General features: G+C 60.3%; 14 protein-coding genes. 8 read left to right on the forward strand and 6 right to left on the reverse strand.

Annotation, left to right across the window (positions count from 1 at the left end):
- Window positions 1-38 precede the first annotated feature (38 nt).
- The 3 genes from AC6I8I_RS08960 to AC6I8I_RS08970 all read left to right on the forward strand — a co-directional run bounded on the left by AC6I8I_RS08960 (window position 39) and on the right by AC6I8I_RS08970 (window position 1303).
- Complete coding sequence (locus AC6I8I_RS08960; protein ID WP_031377621.1) at window positions 39-533, forward strand: RrF2 family transcriptional regulator; 495 nt, start codon at window positions 39-41, stop codon at window positions 531-533.
- Window positions 534-670: 137 nt separating this feature from the next.
- Complete coding sequence (locus AC6I8I_RS08965) at window positions 671-853, forward strand: type II toxin-antitoxin system HicA family toxin (RefSeq protein ID WP_031377622.1); 183 nt, start codon at window positions 671-673, stop codon at window positions 851-853.
- A 24-nt stretch (window positions 854-877) separates the two neighbouring features.
- Complete coding sequence (locus tag AC6I8I_RS08970; RefSeq protein ID WP_031377623.1) at window positions 878-1303, forward strand: type II toxin-antitoxin system HicB family antitoxin; 426 nt, start codon at window positions 878-880, stop codon at window positions 1301-1303.
- A gap of 206 nt (window positions 1304-1509) precedes the next feature.
- Here AC6I8I_RS08970 and oqxB read toward each other — a convergent pair whose 3' ends face one another.
- The gene (oqxB, locus tag AC6I8I_RS08975; RefSeq protein ID WP_497819966.1) at window positions 1510-4662 is read right to left on the reverse strand and encodes a multidrug efflux RND transporter permease subunit OqxB; all 3153 of its coding nucleotides are present in this window, start codon (window positions 4660-4662) and stop codon (window positions 1510-1512) included.
- A 12-nt stretch (window positions 4663-4674) separates the two neighbouring features.
- A complete protein-coding gene (locus tag AC6I8I_RS08980; protein ID WP_497819967.1) occupies window positions 4675-5829 on the reverse strand; it encodes an efflux RND transporter periplasmic adaptor subunit in 1155 nt (384 codons plus the stop codon).
- Window positions 5830-6128: 299 nt separating this feature from the next.
- On the opposite strand from AC6I8I_RS08980, the gene AC6I8I_RS08985 reads away from it, so the two are divergent.
- From AC6I8I_RS08985 to AC6I8I_RS08995, 3 genes are all read left to right on the forward strand, one after another.
- A complete protein-coding gene (locus tag AC6I8I_RS08985; protein WP_013357796.1) occupies window positions 6129-6470 on the forward strand; it encodes a helix-turn-helix domain-containing protein in 342 nt (113 codons plus the stop codon).
- 86 nt (window positions 6471-6556) lie between these two features.
- A complete protein-coding gene (locus AC6I8I_RS08990) occupies window positions 6557-6991 on the forward strand; it encodes a ribonuclease domain-containing protein (protein ID WP_312056154.1) in 435 nt (144 codons plus the stop codon).
- Between the two features lie 2 nt (window positions 6992-6993).
- Window positions 6994-7260, forward strand: coding sequence for a barstar family protein (locus AC6I8I_RS08995; protein ID WP_312756863.1), 267 nt, complete (start codon window positions 6994-6996; stop codon window positions 7258-7260).
- Here the strand turns inward: AC6I8I_RS08995 and AC6I8I_RS09000 are convergent.
- From AC6I8I_RS09000 to AC6I8I_RS09015, 4 genes are all read right to left on the reverse strand, one after another.
- On the reverse strand, window positions 7257-9623 hold the full coding sequence (locus tag AC6I8I_RS09000; protein WP_497828573.1) for a virulence factor SrfC family protein: 2367 nt from the start codon (window positions 9621-9623) through the stop codon (window positions 7257-7259). The two genes, AC6I8I_RS08995 and AC6I8I_RS09000, sit on opposite strands and share 4 nt — an antisense overlap.
- Window positions 9620-12583: a virulence factor SrfB gene (locus AC6I8I_RS09005; RefSeq protein WP_497828574.1), complete on the reverse strand. Its 2964-nt coding sequence runs from the start codon at window positions 12581-12583 to the stop codon at window positions 9620-9622. The genes AC6I8I_RS09000 and AC6I8I_RS09005 overlap by 4 nt, the downstream gene beginning before the upstream one ends.
- A 2-nt stretch (window positions 12584-12585) precedes the next feature.
- Entirely contained in the window at window positions 12586-13917 is a 1332-nt protein-coding gene (locus AC6I8I_RS09010; RefSeq protein ID WP_497828575.1) for an SrfA family protein, read from the reverse strand.
- Window positions 13918-14074: 157 nt separating this feature from the next.
- Window positions 14075-15253, reverse strand: a complete 1179-nt coding sequence (locus AC6I8I_RS09015; RefSeq protein WP_497828576.1) for a benzoate/H(+) symporter BenE family transporter — start codon at window positions 15251-15253, stop codon at window positions 14075-14077.
- Between the two features lie 133 nt (window positions 15254-15386).
- On the opposite strand from AC6I8I_RS09015, the gene AC6I8I_RS09020 reads away from it, so the two are divergent.
- A complete protein-coding gene (locus AC6I8I_RS09020; RefSeq protein WP_497819971.1) occupies window positions 15387-15941 on the forward strand; it encodes a helix-turn-helix domain-containing protein in 555 nt (184 codons plus the stop codon).
- Between the two features lie 67 nt (window positions 15942-16008).
- Complete coding sequence (locus AC6I8I_RS09025) at window positions 16009-16440, forward strand: MarR family winged helix-turn-helix transcriptional regulator (RefSeq protein ID WP_312056147.1); 432 nt, start codon at window positions 16009-16011, stop codon at window positions 16438-16440.

Below are 16440 nucleotides of genomic sequence, written 5' to 3' on the forward strand. Positions count from 1 at the left end.
ATAAAACAATAAGATGCACCGCAACTCAGGATAAAGAAATGCTTGATTACCGCTTCCCGACAGCTTTGCAAATGGTTCTGAGCGTAGCGATGGCGGAGCAAATGGGAAAACGCTCTACCAGCGCGATTCTGGCCTACGGGCTGGAAGCGAATCCCAGTTTCATTCGAAAATTAATGGTCCCGCTGACCCGTGACGGCATCATCGTCTCGACGCTGGGCCGTACCGGTTCGATCCATCTGGGTCGCCCTGCAGCAGAGATTACCCTGCGGGATATCTACGTCTCGGTCATCGAAGACAAAAAAATCTGGGCGGCGCGTCCCGATGTCGCGCCACGTTGCCTGGTCAGCGCCAATCTCTGCTGGTACTTCAAATCGATTGCCGATGAAGCCGAGCAGGCGTCGCTGGACGTGCTGGCGAAACGCACCGTCGCAGATGCGCTTAATGAGCTGAAGAAACGCGACACCAGCAACTGCACCGCGGTTCCGGAACCGGAGCCGGATGAGATTGATGATCTGTGTAAAAAAGGCCGCTGATGCGGCTTTTTTTATGCCTGCAAAATCATTTATTTCGTTCATTTATGATTGAAAAACAGACAAAGTAAACATAAATGTTGTGTAAGGCATCACTGTTGTTATGATGAGTGACGGTTGAACTGAAGCGAGGGATCGCGATGAAATACAGTGAATTTCGGCGCTGGCTGTTACAACAGGGCGCCATTTTAATAAAGCACCGTAGCGGAAGCAGCCATTTCAAAGTGTTTTTGGGCGCAAGGCAGTCTGTTTTTCCCGATCACGGTGCAAAGGAAATGCCCGAGGGAACCCGCAAAAAAATTTTAAAGGATCTGGGGCTGTAATCCTGAGATTGATGAGGTAAGGGTATGTTTAATTACGCAGTCAGATTAAACCATGATGCACAAAGTGGCTGTTATGAAGTGTCATGCCGGGATTTACCGTTAATGCATTCGGTAGGCGACACGATTGATGGCGCGCTGTTAGAAGCGGAAGATGGAATTGTCACCGCAATCTCGCTTGAAATGGATATGCGCCGTCCCATCCCGTCAGCCAGCGAACCGCAGCCGGGCGAATATGTGGTTTATCTGCCGGTGCTGGTGGCGATGAAAGCCGCCTTATATAACGCCATGATCGAAACAGGAACCCGAAAAGCCGATCTGGCACGTCGACTGGGCGTGAATGGCCCTCAGGTTGATCGCCTGCTGGATGTTGAACACTCGTCAAAAGTCGAAAAAGTGGAACTGGCGCTGGCCCAACTGGGACGCAAAGCGCAAATCGAAATCCATACTTAACGCCGTTGTTGCCCGCAAAGCGCATGGCAGTGAACCGGTGTCTGAAGCCCGCCCTGGCGGGCTTTTTAGTGTCAATCTCCGGCTCAACACGGCGATGAATAACGGCGAATTATCATATCTGCCATCTTCAGCAGCCGCGAGAGCAGATTCAGTGGCTCGCAACGACAGCCAAAAAAAGGGCGACCCCGCGGTCGCCCTTTTGCAGTTTATACCGTCTGTAACGCGGCTTTGCTCGCTTTCCGCGTCACCAGCTTACGTAAGGTGACGTAGAACACCGGCGTCAGGAACAGCCCGAACAGCGTCACACCGAGCATGCCGGAGAACACCGTAATGCCGGTCACGCCGCGGACTTCTGCACCTGCACCTTCGCCAAGAATCAGCGGAATTGTCCCGGCAATAAAGGCGATGGAGGTCATCACGATTGGACGCAGACGCAGGCGACAGGCTTCCAGCGCCGCCTCGACAATCCCTTTGCCCTGCATTTCCAGTTCGCGGGCGAACTCAACGATCAGAATCGCGTTCTTACAGGCCAGCCCCATCAGCACCACCAGTCCGACCTGCACAAACACGTTGTTATCGCCGCCGGTCAGCCAGACGCCTACCAGCGCAGAGAGCATGGTCATCGGCACAATCAGGATCACCGCCAGCGGCAGGGTCCAGCTCTCATACAGCGCGGCCAGCACCAGGAAAGCCAGCAACACCGCCATCGGGAACACAATCAGCGCAGTATTGCCCTGAGTCGATTGCTGATAACTCAGATCGGTCCATTCGATGTTCATACCGTTGGGTAACAGCTGACCGGACATCGTTTCCAGCTGAGTCATCGCCTGGGCTGATGAGAGCACCCGGGGATCGGCATCGCCAATCAGGTCGGCGGCAGGATAGCCATTGTAGCGAATCACCGGATCGGGTCCGTAAGTGGTCGAAATGGTCACCATGCTGCCAATCGGCACCATCTCGCCGCGATCGTTACGGGTCCGCAGATTGGCGATATCTTCCACGCTGTCGCGGAAATCACCGTCAGCCTGAGCCATCACGCGCCAGGTGCGACCAAAACGGTTGAAGTCATTAACGTAAGACGAACCGAGATAGGTCTGCAGAGTGCTGAACAGATCGGTCAGCGACACGCCCTGTGCTTTGGCTTTATCCCGGTCAACCTGCACATCCAGCTGCGGAACGTTCGCCTGATATGAGGAGATAGGGAAGTGCATTCCCGGTGTCTGCATAATGGCACCCGACATGGTGTTGATGGCGGTCTGCAGCGCACCATAGCCGAGGCCCGCGCGGTCCTGAACATAGAGCGAATAGCCCGAACCCTGACCCAGTCCCAGAATCGGCGGCGGCATGATCGAGAAGCCGAAGCCCTGCTGAATCCGGGCGATTTTGGCATTGATCTCGGCGTTGATCTCCGCTGCGGTGTGGGTGCGTTGATTGAACGGTTTCAGGCCAAAGAATACCGTGCCGCTATTCGGGGTGTTGGTAAACTGCAACGCATTCAGGCCTGGAAACGCCACCGCATACGCCACGCCTTCGGTTTGCATGCCGATTTCGCTCATCTTACGAATCACTTCATCGGTGCGCGCCAGTGATGAGCCTTCCGGCATCTTAACGCCGCCGATCAGGTAGAGCTTATCCTGGGTCGGAATAAAGCCGCCCGGCACGCTGTGAAACATGAAACCGGCACCCGCCAGCAGCAGCACATAGACGCCAAATACCGCACCGCGCCGACGCAGGGTTTTACCGACCAGGGTTTCATAGCCGTGGGCACTGCGCTGGAAGAAGCGGTTAAACGGCCGGAACAGCCAGCCAAACAGCCGGTCGATAATCCGGGTCGGCAGATCTTTGGCCGCATGATGATCTTTCAGCAGCATCGCCGCCAGCGCCGGTGACAGCGTCAGCGAGTTAATCGCTGAGATTACCGTTGAAATGGCGATGGTCGTGGCGAACTGCTTGTAGAACTGTCCGGTCACGCCTGACAAAAACGCCATCGGCACAAACACCGCACACAGCACCAGCGCGATGGCGATGATCGGCCCGGAGACCTCTCGCATCGCCTGATGCGCCGCCGCCCGCGGCGTCAGCCCCATCTCAATGTTACGCTCGACGTTTTCCACCACCACGATGGCGTCATCCACCACAATCCCGATGGCCAGCACCAGACCAAACAGGCTAAGGGTATTCAGCGAGAAGCCGAGCAGATAGAGCACGCTAAAGGTGCCAACCACCGAAACCGGCACCGCCAGCAACGGGATAATCGAGGCGCGCCAGGTTTGCAGGAACAGGATCACCACCAGTACGACCAGCACCACCGCTTCCAGCAGGGTCTGCACCACCGCCTTGATCGAGTCACGCACGAAGACGGTCGGATCGTAAGGTGCCGCCCATTTCACGTCGTTAGGGAAGCGGGTCGCCAGCTCATCCATTTTGGCCCGCACCGCGTTGGAGAGGTCAATGGCGTTAGCGCCAGGCGCCTGGAAGATGCCGATACCGACCGCATCTTTGTTATTCAGCTGCGAGCGCAGGGCATAGCTGCCGGAGCCCATTTCGATCCGCGCCACGTCGCGCAGCCGCACCAGCGAGCCATCTTCAGAGGTCTTTAAGATGATGTCGCCAAACTGCTGTTCGCTCTCCAGCCGTCCCTGGGTGTTGATCGACAGCAGAAAATCGCTCTGCTTCTTCAGCGGCTCGGCACCCAGCTGACCAGCAGAAACCTGCACGTTCTGCTCCTGCATCGCGCTGACGACATCAGCGGCGGTTAAGCCACGCGCCGCCACTTTATTCGGATCGAGCCAGACGCGCATCGCATACTCACCGGCACCGAAAATCTGAATCTGGCCGACACCCGGCAGACGCGCCAGCTCATCTTTCACCTTCAGGGTGGCGTAGTTACGCAGATAGAGCGAATCGTAGGTGTTGTTGGGTGAGAACATGTGCACCACCAGCGTCAGGGTCGGTGACATTTTCTGGGTAGTGATACCCAGCCGACGCACATCTTCCGGCAGCCGCGCTTCCGCCTGCGCCACGCGGTTCTGCACCTGCACCTGAGCCTGGTCGGGATCGGTACCAGGGCGGAAGGTGACGGTGGTCACCAGCACGCCGTCAGAACCGGCCACCGACTTCATGTACATCATGTTTTCGACGCCGTTGATCGCCTCTTCCAGTGGCGTTGCCACCGAATCAGCGATCACTTTCGGGTTCGCGCCCGGATATTCGGCCCGCACCTGCACGCTGGGCGGCACCACATCGGGATATTCACTGATCGGCAGCAGCGGAATGGAGATCAGCCCGGTGACAAAGATCAGAATCGATAACACCGCCGCAAAGATCGGCCGGTCGATAAAAAAACGGGAAAAGTCCATAACGGCCTCAGATTATTGAGCGGTTGCCGCACGCATGGCGACCTGCTGAGCAGTGACCGGCATGCCGGGCATAAATACTTTTTGCAGACCGGCGATGATCACCCGATCGCCCGATTTCAGGCCCGACTTGACGATGCGCAGACCGTCCACCATCGCGCCCGGTTCGATATCACGGCGCTGAGCTTTGCCCTGGCTGTCTACCACGTAGACATACTTACGGTCCTGATCGGTTAACACCGCTTTATCATCAATCAGCACCGCCTCAAACTGCGCGCTGCCGGGCAGACGAACCCGGGCGAACAGGCCTGGGGTGAACTGACGCTGCTGATTGTCGAGCAGGGCGCGCATACGGATGGTGCCGGTGCTGGCGGTCAGCTGGTTATCCAGGAAGTCCACCTTGCCCTGATGCGGGTAGCCCTGATCGCCGACCAGCGCGATTTCAACCGGCAATGCATGGCGCTGCTGGCCCTGACGCGCCATCGCCTGATAGTGCAGGAAGGTGTTTTCATCGACGTCGAAATAGACATACATGCTCTGCTGCGAGACCAGCGTGGTTAATACGCTGGCGCTGTCGCCGGCGGTCACCAGGTTACCAGCGGTGATCATCGCCCGGCTGGCGCGACCATCAATCGGCGCGGTAACGCGGGTAAAATCGAGATTCAGCTGCGCCATATCGACCGCGGCTTCAGCTGCCAGCACATCCGCCTGCGCCTGGCTGGCGGCCGAACGACGCTGCTCCCACACTTCACGCGAAATCGCCTGGCTGCCAATCAGCTTTTCGCTGCGGCCCGACTCACTGCGGGCCAGACTCGCCTGGCTGCGGGCGCGGGCTAATTCTGCTTTGGCCTGCTCCAGCGCCGCACGATAGCTGCGGTCGTCGATGGTAAACAGCACCTGACCTTTTTTCACCTCATCGCCTTCGCGATAATTAACCGACTCAATGTAACCTGAGACGCGCGGACGCAGTTGCACGCTCTGCACCGCCTCAACCCGGCCATTGAAACTGTCCCACTGGCTGACCGGCTTGATCAGCACCGGCGCGGCACTGACCTCGGGCGGCGGCGGCGGGGCGTTTTGCGCCACCCCGTCATCGCAACCGCTTAGCTGGCTGATGAGCAGTACCATCCCTAAAAGGGTAAAACCCTGACGAACCCAGTTGGTAATCATTGTTGTTATTCCGCGATAAGTGAAAACGACCCACAGGCCAATATTTGCAACTTTTAAGATTGCAATTAATCGCGAGGAGTGTAGGCTTGCGTCGCGGGCAACTGCAAGAATAACAGATACACTTTATGTGCGGTTTGTTATTGGCAGGTTAAAAGCTAAGCGGCTGGCAAAAGACCCTAAAAATAGTGCGGCATTTAATGTACTAATAAAACTTGCATTAAATGACATAGTCAGTCACCCTTTAAGTGTAACTGCAACTAATACTGATACTGTTCGCCGCGGCGACGGGAGAGACTGGAATGATGAGTGACGCCTTTATTCACGATTTAATCGACTGGATTGATAACAACATTGAAGCACGTCTGGATCTGGACACCGTATCAGAGCGCGCCGGCTACTCAAAATGGCACCTGCAGCGGATGTTCAAAGAGCACACCGGCTATCCACTGGGTGAATATATCCGGGTGAAAAAACTGAAAAAATCAGCCGACCGCCTGACCAGCACCGATGAGCCGATCCTTAACGTGGCGATTTCATTAGGTTTCGATTCGCAGCAGTCGTTTAATCGCAGCTTCAAACGTCAGTACGGTGTGGCACCGGGTGCATGGCGTCGACACAGCGGTGAATCGCACGCTGCATAACCTCGCCAGGGCCAGCTCGTCTGGCCCGCGCTTTTTTCGGCGCGCAAAACTGCTATCATCTGCATCCTGTCGTCACGGATGCCATCATGTCAAAAAAACTCTGGATCGGACTTTTCCTTGTCCTCGCGGCCGCTTTCTACGGCCTTAAACCTTATCTGAACTCCTCTGTGGCACCTGCTCAGGCAGACATCGCCACGCTGACCGACGCCCATACGGTGGCGCGCTGGGTGCTGCAACATCAGCAGCTGCCGGACTATTACCTGACCAAAAGCGAAGCCCGCAAGCGCGGCTGGAATCCGGCCAAAGGCAATCTGTGCGAGGTGCTGCCCGGCAAAGCCATCGGCGGCGATCGCTTCGCCAACCGTGAGAAACGCCTGCCGCAACGGGCGGGGCGCCAGTGGTATGAGGCGGACGTCAACTATCGCTGTGGACGGCGCGACGCCGATCGGCTGGTCTACTCCTCCGACGGGCTGGTACTGCTCTCTACCGATCACTATCGCAGCTTTAAACAGGTACCCTGATCATGCTGATCCTGCAATTTGATCTGCGCCAGCTGACCAGCCGCGCAGCATTCTACCAGCAGTTTGCCGCACAGAGCGGCGGTACGCCTGGCTATTTTGGCAACAACCTGGATGCGCTGTGGGACTGGCTGACCGGCGGTATTGCCTTGCCGGCGGAAGTGCGGCTGCAGCATTACGCCGAACATCATGCCGATCTGGCTCCGGTGCTGGCGTTACTGGAAGAGGCGGCGCAGTCGCTGAACGGCGAACTGCGCCTGGTGAAGGATTAAGCGCGCAGCGGTTTAAGCAGGGCGATCAGCGCCTCGCGTGACGCCTGCGGTAAATCGCCGCCGCCGGTATAGCCGTTGTTTTCGATAATCACCTGATTCAGGCCCACCAGCCAGTCGTAGATGTAATAGGCGGTGTGGTTGGCCGGGGCCGCTGACAGCTTAGTCAGCCGCTGTCCGGCGCTGAAGTTGACGCTGGGTGCCGGCGGCCGGGTAAAGATCGCCTGGCCGCGATTAACCCGGCTGGCCGGACGCTCCGCTTCCGGGCGCTGCAAAAACCCGAGCCAGGCGACAAAGTCACCCAGCACCGTCATGGCGCGGGTCACCTGACGATCGGCCCGCGACTCATGGGTGATGCTGTGGCTGTCGGGCTCATGCAGCGCCTGCTGCAGTTTTTGCGTCATGTCGGTGCGGAAACTGGCGGTGATCAACTCTTCCACCAGCCACTCCATGGTCGCCTTATCAATATTCAGCAACGTCAGCAGGCTGCGATTTTCCGGCAGCTGGCGCAGGTGATCGAGCCACAGCAGCAGTACCTTGCGCGGAAAATGCTGAGCGCCGTGCCCGCTCGGACGAGGCTGAACCGGCACTTCTGGCTCTGATTCGCTGAACAGATCAAACTCAAAGCCGATGCCGAACTGATTTTCTGCTGCCTGCGGATGCGGCGTGCTGCGGCTCAGGCTCGACTGATTAAGCCACAGCTGGCGCAGCGCTTCACGCGGCGGCTGCAGACGTTCCAGCAGTTCGCCATGCAGGCCGGTACGGTGCTGTAAACATTTCAGCAGGGTGTCGGCGATATTCTGTTTGCGCGCCGCCTGTTCCGGGCTGGCACCCGCCTCGGTCCACGGCAATAAACGCCGCTCAACCACGGTGTGCTGAATCTGCGCCAGCTGGCTCAGCAGCAGTTCGCGACGGGCCTCAGGCTGCATCTCATCCTGCAACCAGCTGGCCATGCGATCGACACCCGCGCGATCCAGCGCCAGCATCGATCCCCAGTGTCGTCCCGGCTGTCCCATCTGACGCTGCACCGCTTCATCGACGTTAATCTGTTGATGACGGGCGTCATGCGGGGTGATGGCCCAGATCAGCCGCGGTTTTTCAGCCGACTCCTGGGTCGGTTGCAGACGCTGCCATTCACGCAGCGACTGGCTGACCCGATCGGCATCCTGACGCTGGCTGGCGGCGGTACAGACCAGCAGCAGATCAATAGCCTGGCGCGCGGCATACAGGCCGGGCAGCAGGGCGCGTTTCTGTTCCAGCAGCGCAGCGCGCAGCGGATCGCGCTGTTGCAGGCGCAGGCGATCCTCCACGGCGGCCTCATCATTCGGCTGGCCTGGTGCGGGCAGCTCCAGCATGTCGGCCTCATCATACAGCGCGGTGCGCGGCGTCGAACTCAGCGGGATCACCACTTCCAGCGTCAGTAACGCCAGTAACCCCAGCGCCACGCTTTGCGGTTTGCCGATTCGATTGCCGTTGGTCGGACAGACCTCGACCGGCTGCTGCAGATCCTGCTCGCTGGCCGGCACAATCAGCTGCTCGGCCGGCAGCAGGGCCGCATCGGTCAGCAGGCTGAGCGGCGCCAGCACCCGGCTGCTGTTGCGCAGCTGGTGGCGTAAATGCAGCAGGCTGCGCAGGGCATCGTTGAGCGCCGGTTGATTCGGCCACAGCAGCGAAAACAGCTGCACCCGGTCATCCACACTTAGCCAGGGGGCCAGCTCAACCGCCTGCGGCCAGAAGTGACGATCGAGGCGCGCGTCATAGTGCTGACGGCGGCGGCACCACGACCACAGCGTCACCAGCGCATCGCTCTCCAGGCCGGCCAGCGGGCTGGTCAGGCGGTGACGCTGCAAACGCTGCAGGCCGCTGTCAATCAGCGCCACATCCGGCGGCACGCTGGCGGACGCGCAGGCGATCATCAGCCGGATAATTTCCGCCTCGGTCAGCAGCGCCAGTTCGACCGGCCATTCGCCCGACAGCGGTTCACGCTGATGGCAGAAACGGGTGGCGGTGGCAAAATCGAGGTTGCCGGGGTTGATGTGCTGAAAATAGTTGAGCGATTTGTCGCCCAGTCGGGTCACCAGCTGACCCTGCGCATCGGCCACCATCTCGTTCAGCAGCCAGGCTTTACCGGCCTGTGACTGACCAAACAGCGCCAGCGTCACCGGCCGGGCCACCTGTTGAGCCAGCGCCTGGGTCTGCACCCGCGCCTGACGCAGTTGCAGAGTCAGGGTTTCCGCTTCCAGCGCCAGTCGTGGCGACTGTTCGCGGGTGGTCTCGATCCAGGCCAGGCTGTTGTTCAGCGCGTCCTGCAGCAGGTTAAGGCGTTTGGCCAGCGTCTGCGGCTGGCGGGGTTTGAGAACTTTCATCGTTTACATACGCTCCCGCTGTCAATCCAGTACTGCGCATTAGCGTTGCCGGTGGCCGACAGGGTATTCAGTTTCAGACTCAGCTGCTCCAGCGGCACGCGGCTGCCATCATCCAGCCGCGCATCGCTCAGCACCAGCGTTTCCGGACCCGGCGCATCAGGGCCGGCTTGCACCGCCAGCTTGATGCGCAACACGCTTTCACCGGCCACTTTACGCGCCAGGGTGGCATCGTTCAGCGTCAGGCTGTAGAGCGGTGAGGCGGGCCAGCGATCGTTATCCAGCTGGCGGAAGCCAAGGCAGACGTTGCCGCGAATGCGGAAGCTGCTCTTCTTATCCAGCGCAAAACCGGCATCGTCGAGGTCGATCTCGCTGTAGCAGAGGTTTTCGTCGGTCAGGGCCTGATTTTCATCCAGCATACCGAGGTAACGGATGGTGGAATAGGGTTCAAAATCGCCGGCGCGGAACCAGAAGCTGCTAAGGCGCAGGTCCAGGGCCAGCAGGCAGAGCATCGCGCCCACGGCGGCGGTCGATTTCGGATTATCGATGCGACCATGCTTGTTAAACGGATACCAGTCGCTGGTGTGATAGCCTTCCAGCGACAGAATACGGCTGCCCGGCAGCGGTTGCAGATGGCGTACCAGCGCCTGAATGCCGGGGAAGCGCGACGGCCGGCCGGTCAGCAGCAGCACATCGCACTGATAGAGCGACACCACTTCACACATGGAGCGCAGCGCCGGGATGATCGCCATCCGGTGCTGCATAAACTCGCCGTGCAGCTGCGCCAGGCTGACCACCAGCGGCACCTGTAACAGGTCGAAGCGGCTGTTGACGCCCAGCTCACGCTGAATTTCACCGTTGACGAAAGCCAGTACCGCTTCGCCAGGCGACTGCTCTACCAGTTCGCCAAACAGGGCGTTGATCTCGGCGTGGCTCTCCAGCGGGTCCCAGTTTTCGTAGCGCTCCAGCACCGCCTGTGCCAGCGGAATAAACAGCTGCAGCGTTACCTGCTGGCGCAGGGTGGCCTGACCGTCCATCCGGCTGTCGTGACCGAACAGCTTGTTCATCAGCGGCTCAGCCAGCGTCAGTCCGGCTTTCTGCAGATGCTGTTGCAGCGCCGGCAGGATCCACAGCTGGATCACATCCAGCAGGATGTCGTCACCGGCCACCTTAAAGCCTTCACGGAACAGCAGCCGCGGGGTGATTTTCACGTTGTTGCCAAGCCCATCGTCCAGCCGGTACTGGGTGATAGCCAGATCGGTGGTGCCGCCGCCGATATCAATCGAGGCGATGCGCAGGCTTTTACCCGGCAGCTCATCCGCCTCACGCGGGCGATCCGGCCGGGCCATGCTGCTGAAAAAGTCTTCGGCGCGACCGGCAAAGTTCACCTGAGTTTCATTAAACAGCCAGACCATCTGGCCGCAGGTCGCTTCATCCCACTCCATCTGCACATCCGGCAGCGGTTTCGGGCTGTGGCGCGGACCGGCCGGCGCGACATCTTCGTCGTCGCTCAGCCAGCCTTCGGCTTTCCACACCAGCGCAATCGCCTGCTGCATCCGGCGGCGGAAAATTTCACGTTCCGGTTTTGGCATCGCTGAAGGCAGCGTCAGGATCACATGGCGCAGCTGACGCGGCGCGTGACTTTGCGGCATCCGCTGACGCTGGGCGGCGCTATTCATCTGCATCAGGGCCTGGGCCAGCAGCTCGCACAGCATAAAGGTCATCAGGGAACTGCGGCTGTAGTGCGGTGAGAACACCGGCAGCCGATCGTCCAGCGGCAGCGTATAGAGCGGCTGGCCTTCATCGTTCAGCAGGGTGGTAAACGGGGCGGCGCAGGCCAGCGGTTCAGACTGCGCGCCAGGATTATTAAAGCGCCAGCCTGGCTGGTAGCGCGCTTCGTCCCATAAATAGCGGCGTGGGCTGGAAAGGCCGGTACTGCCTTCCAGACCGACCCGCTGCAGGGCCAGGCGGCTCGCTTCACGGCCAACGCGGGTCAGCGACGGCCACATAAAGGCGTGCTCGCGGCCGCTTTCCAGCGAAAAGTTCTCTTTACCGAAACGGGTTTCGGCAAACTCCAGCCGGCTGTCAAACAGTTCGTTATAGACCTGATGCGGCTGGGATAAATCACGCAGCTGCAGCTCATAAGTCTGCTTCAGTCCGTTGCTCTCTTCCGGGTGATCTTCCACCAGAATGCCGCAGGTATGTGAGTTGCCGACGTCCAGAATGATATCGACGTTAACCGCTGGCGTTTGCAGCGTAGCGGCCTGAATGTGGATCTCGCTGAGGTTCAGCTGTTCGCCCAGCAGCTCCAGCAGATTGAGGTAGTGTGCCTGATATTCAAACTCACGCAGCGCCTGATTGATCGCTTGCTCGCGGCGGTCAGAGACCCGATCGGTAAAGGTTTCACGCAGCCAGCCGTCGACCCAGGTGTGGTCGAGAAACTCACCCAACTCGTAGTTGTGCCAGGCCAGCGCGAAGGTCACGCCATTCTGCGCATCGGCCGCCGACAGGCCGAGCTTCTCGCCGCCATCCTGTTCCGCCACGCAGCGGGTATCAAACGCCAGGCTGACGCGATGGGTATTGCCGGCGGCGTCAGGGGTTTCCAGCGCCACCAGACGCATCCGCGCCCAGTTTTCCGGTCCGCCAATAAACCGCCGTCCACTGGCGCAACGCAGCATCGGCAGCGGCAGCCAGCAGCCGGAGAGCAGGGTCAGCGAATCAACCAGCGCGATGTCTGACTCCGGACGCACCACTTCCGGTGCGCCGCCATCTTCCGGGTAAAGCAGAAACTTACCGCTGTTGCCATCCACGTTCAGCCGCAGCAACGGGCCGTTGGCGGTCTGGCGCACGAACTGGCGGCGCGCCTGGGGAGCAGAGAGCTGCAGACCAAAATCCAGAAACTGCACGCCGCTGTTTTCAATCAGCGAAATTTTTTGTTTGTCATCGATCAGGGGAGCCAGCATGTTTATTTACTCTCACGCTTAATCGTCATCGGGAAGACCCGGTCATCAGCATATTGCGCTTCGCACACTGCGGCACCGATGCTGGCATGGCAGATCAGCAGCGGCATGCGATAGCGGGATTTATTCTCGCATTTAGCGGTGTAGCGGCTTTCGATCACCAGATTACCGGCGCTGGTCATCGCCGCGCTGACGTCCGCCTTACAACGGGTATTGTCCTGGGCGATCTGTACGCTGCCTTTGCCATTTTTAAACTGAAAACGCATCACTGCCGGCTTGCCGGTTGCGGTTGGCATTGAGCCAAGCGTGACGCGCCAGCGGCCATCAATCACCTCAACCTGGCCGTCGCGCACCGCATCCGGGGTGACGATCAGATCGTCCGGCCGGGCCGGCACTGCCGGGGTCACCACACTGGCAAGGGTAGCAGACGCGGCGGCAGGTGCAGCGGCGGCGGCATTAACCGTGGCCGGTTTTTGCGGCAGGGAAGCCGCCAGTTTTTCGGCGGCGTTGACCACCGACGGCGTTCTGACCACCGGCACAGCAGCCGGCGTCGCCGGCGGCGCAACCGGGGTGCTGACCGGTTGCGGACGGTGCAGCAGCACCGCCACGGCCACGGCGGCGGCAATCGCCAGCGGCGGCACTATCATCCAGATGCGGAAACGGCCCGCCGCAGCGGGTGCGGAAGGCGTAACGACCGCCGGTGCGGCGGGCAGGACAACCGGTTCGGCTGTCGGTTCCGGTTCGACCGGCAGCGGCTCGGCCAGTAACGGCTCGGCCAGCAGCGGTTCGATAGTGACCGGCCCGGCGACGGGCGCAGGCGAAGGCTCGACCAGCAGGGGCGGCAGGCTCTCTTCCAGCGTATCGCGCAGGCAGGCCAGCGCGTCATCGCGGCTGCGGGCCTGGGCATCGACAAAGCCCCAGAAGGTGATCACCGGTTTGCCATCAACCAGGTAAACATACTGCTGATCGGGAAACTGCAGGCTTTTGCTGAGCAGTGCGCCGAACAGGCGCATGGCCGGATTCTCTGCCGCGCGCGCGCGCGTACTGAGCGCCTGCATATCCTGCTGGCAGGCGGTGAGATGTTGCAGCGCGGCGCGGCGCTCATGATCGCTGGCGGCCAGCCAGGATTTCACCCGGCCGCTGAAGGGCGCATACCAGTCGAGGCGATCGCCCCGGTCGTTGGCCTGTGGAATGGCCAGGCAATCTGCCAGTGCGCCCTGACGGCGCAGACGCAGGGTCTCGCGAATTTGTAACGCTGAGGCATAGACCGGCTGGCCATTTTCACCTAACGCCAGAACTGCATCTAAATTACCGCTGCGCAGAAAAGTTTTTGCCACCTGTTGGGCCCTTATCGGTCGTTGTCTGAGGCAGAAAATCGCGTGTTATCGACGATTGGGTTGATTTTACGCGGGACAATGACAAATCAAACGGCGGAAAAGGGGGCAAATGCAGCGGTTTTTTCACCGGCTGCTGCAAAAACAACCGCGCTGAGCGCTAATCAGCGCGCTTACGCACCAGCAGCAGGTGGGCGATAACGCCGCCGACCAGTCCCCAGAAGGCCGGACCGATGCCGAGCAGCGAGACCCCCGAGGCGGTGATCAGAAAGGTGATTAACGCACTATCGCGCTCGGTTGGCTGCTCCAGCGCGCGTTGCAGGCTGCCGCCCAGCGTGGCCAGCAATGCCAGTCCGGCCAGCGCCTGGATCAGTTCCGCCGGCAGCGCGCTGAACAACACCGCGATCAGCGCGCCGGATGCGCCCGCCAGCAGATAAAACAGGCCGGCCAGTGCCGCCGCCCGCCAGCGTCGCTGCGGATCGGCATCCACCTCTTCACTCATGCAGATCGCCGCAGTTATCGCCGCGACACAGACCGAAAAACCGCCAAAAGGCGCCAGTAACAGCGCGATAAAACCGGTCCAGCCAATCAGCGCGGAAACCGGCGGACGGTAGCCGTTCGCCTGCAGCGTGGCGATGCCGGGCGCGTTCTGCGACGCCATGGTGACCAGGAAATAGGGCAGCCCGATGCCGATCAGCGTGGTCAGGGTAAAGTGCGGCATCACCGGCTGCGGCAGCTCCAGCATCATCGGCTGCGGCGGAAAGTGGATCGCCCGCTGCGCCAGCGCCACCGCCACGCCGATCAGCAGCGTCAGCAGGATGGCGTAACGCGCCAGCCAGCGACGGGCCAGCAGCCAGGCCAGGCACATGCTGCCGCACAGCACAAAGTTGGTTTGTAAATCGGCAAAGGTTTGCAGGCCAAAGCGCAGCAAAATACCGGCCAGCATCGCCGCCGCCAGCGAGGCGGGAATGTAATTCATCAGGCGGGCAAACAGGCCGGTCACGCCAGAGATCACAATCAGCAGGTTAGCGAAAACGAACACCCCGACCGCTTCATTGATGGTGATGCCGTGAAAGCTGGTCGCCAGCAGCGCCGCGCCCGGCGTTGACCATGCGGCCAGCACCGGCATGCGATAGCGCAGCGACAGCCCGAGCGTGGCAATGCCGAGCCCGAGTCCCAGCACCGCCAGCCAGCCGCCAATCTGACCGGGCGAGGCGCCAGCCGCCTGAAAAGCCTGGTAAACAATTGCACCGGTACTGCTGTATCCCACCAGCACGGCGACAAAACCCGACACCAGCATCGGCAGGGTAAAGCGGGGTTGAACGGCGACCTCAGACATCGGTTGATCCCCAATTGTGCGTTATAGCGCACATGGTCGCATGATGCGCTATAACGCACAAGTGCTACACTGCCGCCATCCGGTCAGCGAACAGGCTGATGACCGCAGCAGGCGTCTCAATTCAGGAGAATTAATGGGCAATCTTCAACACCATCTGAGCAGCGCACTCAGACAGCTACGTCAGGCCAACGGCTGGAGCCTGACGCTGACCGCCGAACGCACCGGCGTCAGTAAAGCGATGCTTGGCCAGATCGAGCGCGGCGAATCCAGCCCGACGGTGGCGACACTGTGGAAGATCGCCACCGGCTTTAACGTGCCGTTTTCGTATTTCATTGAGGGCGGCCCCGCGCCAGGCAGTCCGGCTGCCTTCAGCCAGCCCAATGCCGAAATGTCGGTCCAGCCGCTGTTGCCCTACGATCCGCAATTGCGCTTTGATCTGCTGGCGGTTGAACTGGCTGCCGGTGCGCAGAGCATCTCTTCGCCGCATGAGACGGGCTGCATCGAACAGGTGGTGGTGATTGAGGGAGAGCTGCTGCTCGGGGTCGGCGATCTGTGGCGGCGTCTGCCGCGTGGCGCGGCGTTTCAGTTTCGCGCCGACGTCACGCACAGCTACCGCAATCCGCTCAGCACGCCGCTGCGCTTTCATAGCCTGATCCACTATCTGCAACGGCCGGAAATTACAAATTGATACCAGGGCAAACTACACAGTTTACCTTCGTATCTCTATACTGACCGTCAAACCTGAGGAGAGGGCGATGTGCGATTTAAGCGAACCTGCTGCCACGCTGCGTATGCTGGTGGGCAAGCTGGGCCGCAAACTGCGTGAGTCTGCGCCACCGGGTGAACTCACCTGGTCGCAGGTGGCGGTGCTGGGCTACCTGGTGCGTGACGGGGCGATGACGGTCACTGAACTGGCGGCGGCGGAAGGAGTGCGCAGCCAGTCGATGGGGGCCACCGTGGCAACGCTGCTGGAGGCGGGTATGGTGACCAGCGAACCCGATCCGCACGATGGACGCAAAACCCGTTACCGTCCCACTGACGCCTGCCTGGCGGTGATCGCCGCCAGCCGTGCCCGGCGTGACGACTGGCTGATTGAGGCATTTGAGGCGCGACTTACCCCGGCCGAGCGACAGCAGCTGATTGACGCTATCCCTTTACTTCAACGACTGACTGAACATGAACCCTGA

The organism is Pantoea sp. X-Soil-YNGN-775, from assembly GCF_059730575.1.

Bases quoted from the DNA above. Each gene is read 5' to 3' on its own strand.
- AC6I8I_RS08985 (WP_013357796.1), top strand. From the start codon at position 6,129: ATGATGAGTGACGCCTTTATTCACGATTTAATCGACTGGATTGATAAC.
- oqxB (WP_497819966.1), bottom strand. From the start codon at position 4,662: ATGGACTTTTCCCGTTTTTTTATCGACCGGCCGATCTTTGCGGCGGTG.
- AC6I8I_RS08990 (WP_312056154.1), top strand. From the start codon at position 6,557: ATGTCAAAAAAACTCTGGATCGGACTTTTCCTTGTCCTCGCGGCCGCT.
- AC6I8I_RS09000 (WP_497828573.1), bottom strand. From the start codon at position 9,623: ATGAAAGTTCTCAAACCCCGCCAGCCGCAGACGCTGGCCAAACGCCTT.
- AC6I8I_RS08965 (WP_031377622.1), top strand. From the start codon at position 671: ATGAAATACAGTGAATTTCGGCGCTGGCTGTTACAACAGGGCGCCATT.
- AC6I8I_RS08980 (WP_497819967.1), bottom strand. From the start codon at position 5,829: ATGATTACCAACTGGGTTCGTCAGGGTTTTACCCTTTTAGGGATGGTA.
- AC6I8I_RS09005 (WP_497828574.1), bottom strand. From the start codon at position 12,583: ATGCTGGCTCCCCTGATCGATGACAAACAAAAAATTTCGCTGATTGAA.
- AC6I8I_RS08995 (WP_312756863.1), top strand. From the start codon at position 6,994: ATGCTGATCCTGCAATTTGATCTGCGCCAGCTGACCAGCCGCGCAGCA.
- AC6I8I_RS09015 (WP_497828576.1), bottom strand. From the start codon at position 15,253: ATGTCTGAGGTCGCCGTTCAACCCCGCTTTACCCTGCCGATGCTGGTG.
- AC6I8I_RS09025 (WP_312056147.1), top strand. From the start codon at position 16,009: ATGTGCGATTTAAGCGAACCTGCTGCCACGCTGCGTATGCTGGTGGGC.
- AC6I8I_RS08960 (WP_031377621.1), top strand. From the start codon at position 39: ATGCTTGATTACCGCTTCCCGACAGCTTTGCAAATGGTTCTGAGCGTA.
- AC6I8I_RS09020 (WP_497819971.1), top strand. From the start codon at position 15,387: ATGGGCAATCTTCAACACCATCTGAGCAGCGCACTCAGACAGCTACGT.
- AC6I8I_RS08970 (WP_031377623.1), top strand. From the start codon at position 878: ATGTTTAATTACGCAGTCAGATTAAACCATGATGCACAAAGTGGCTGT.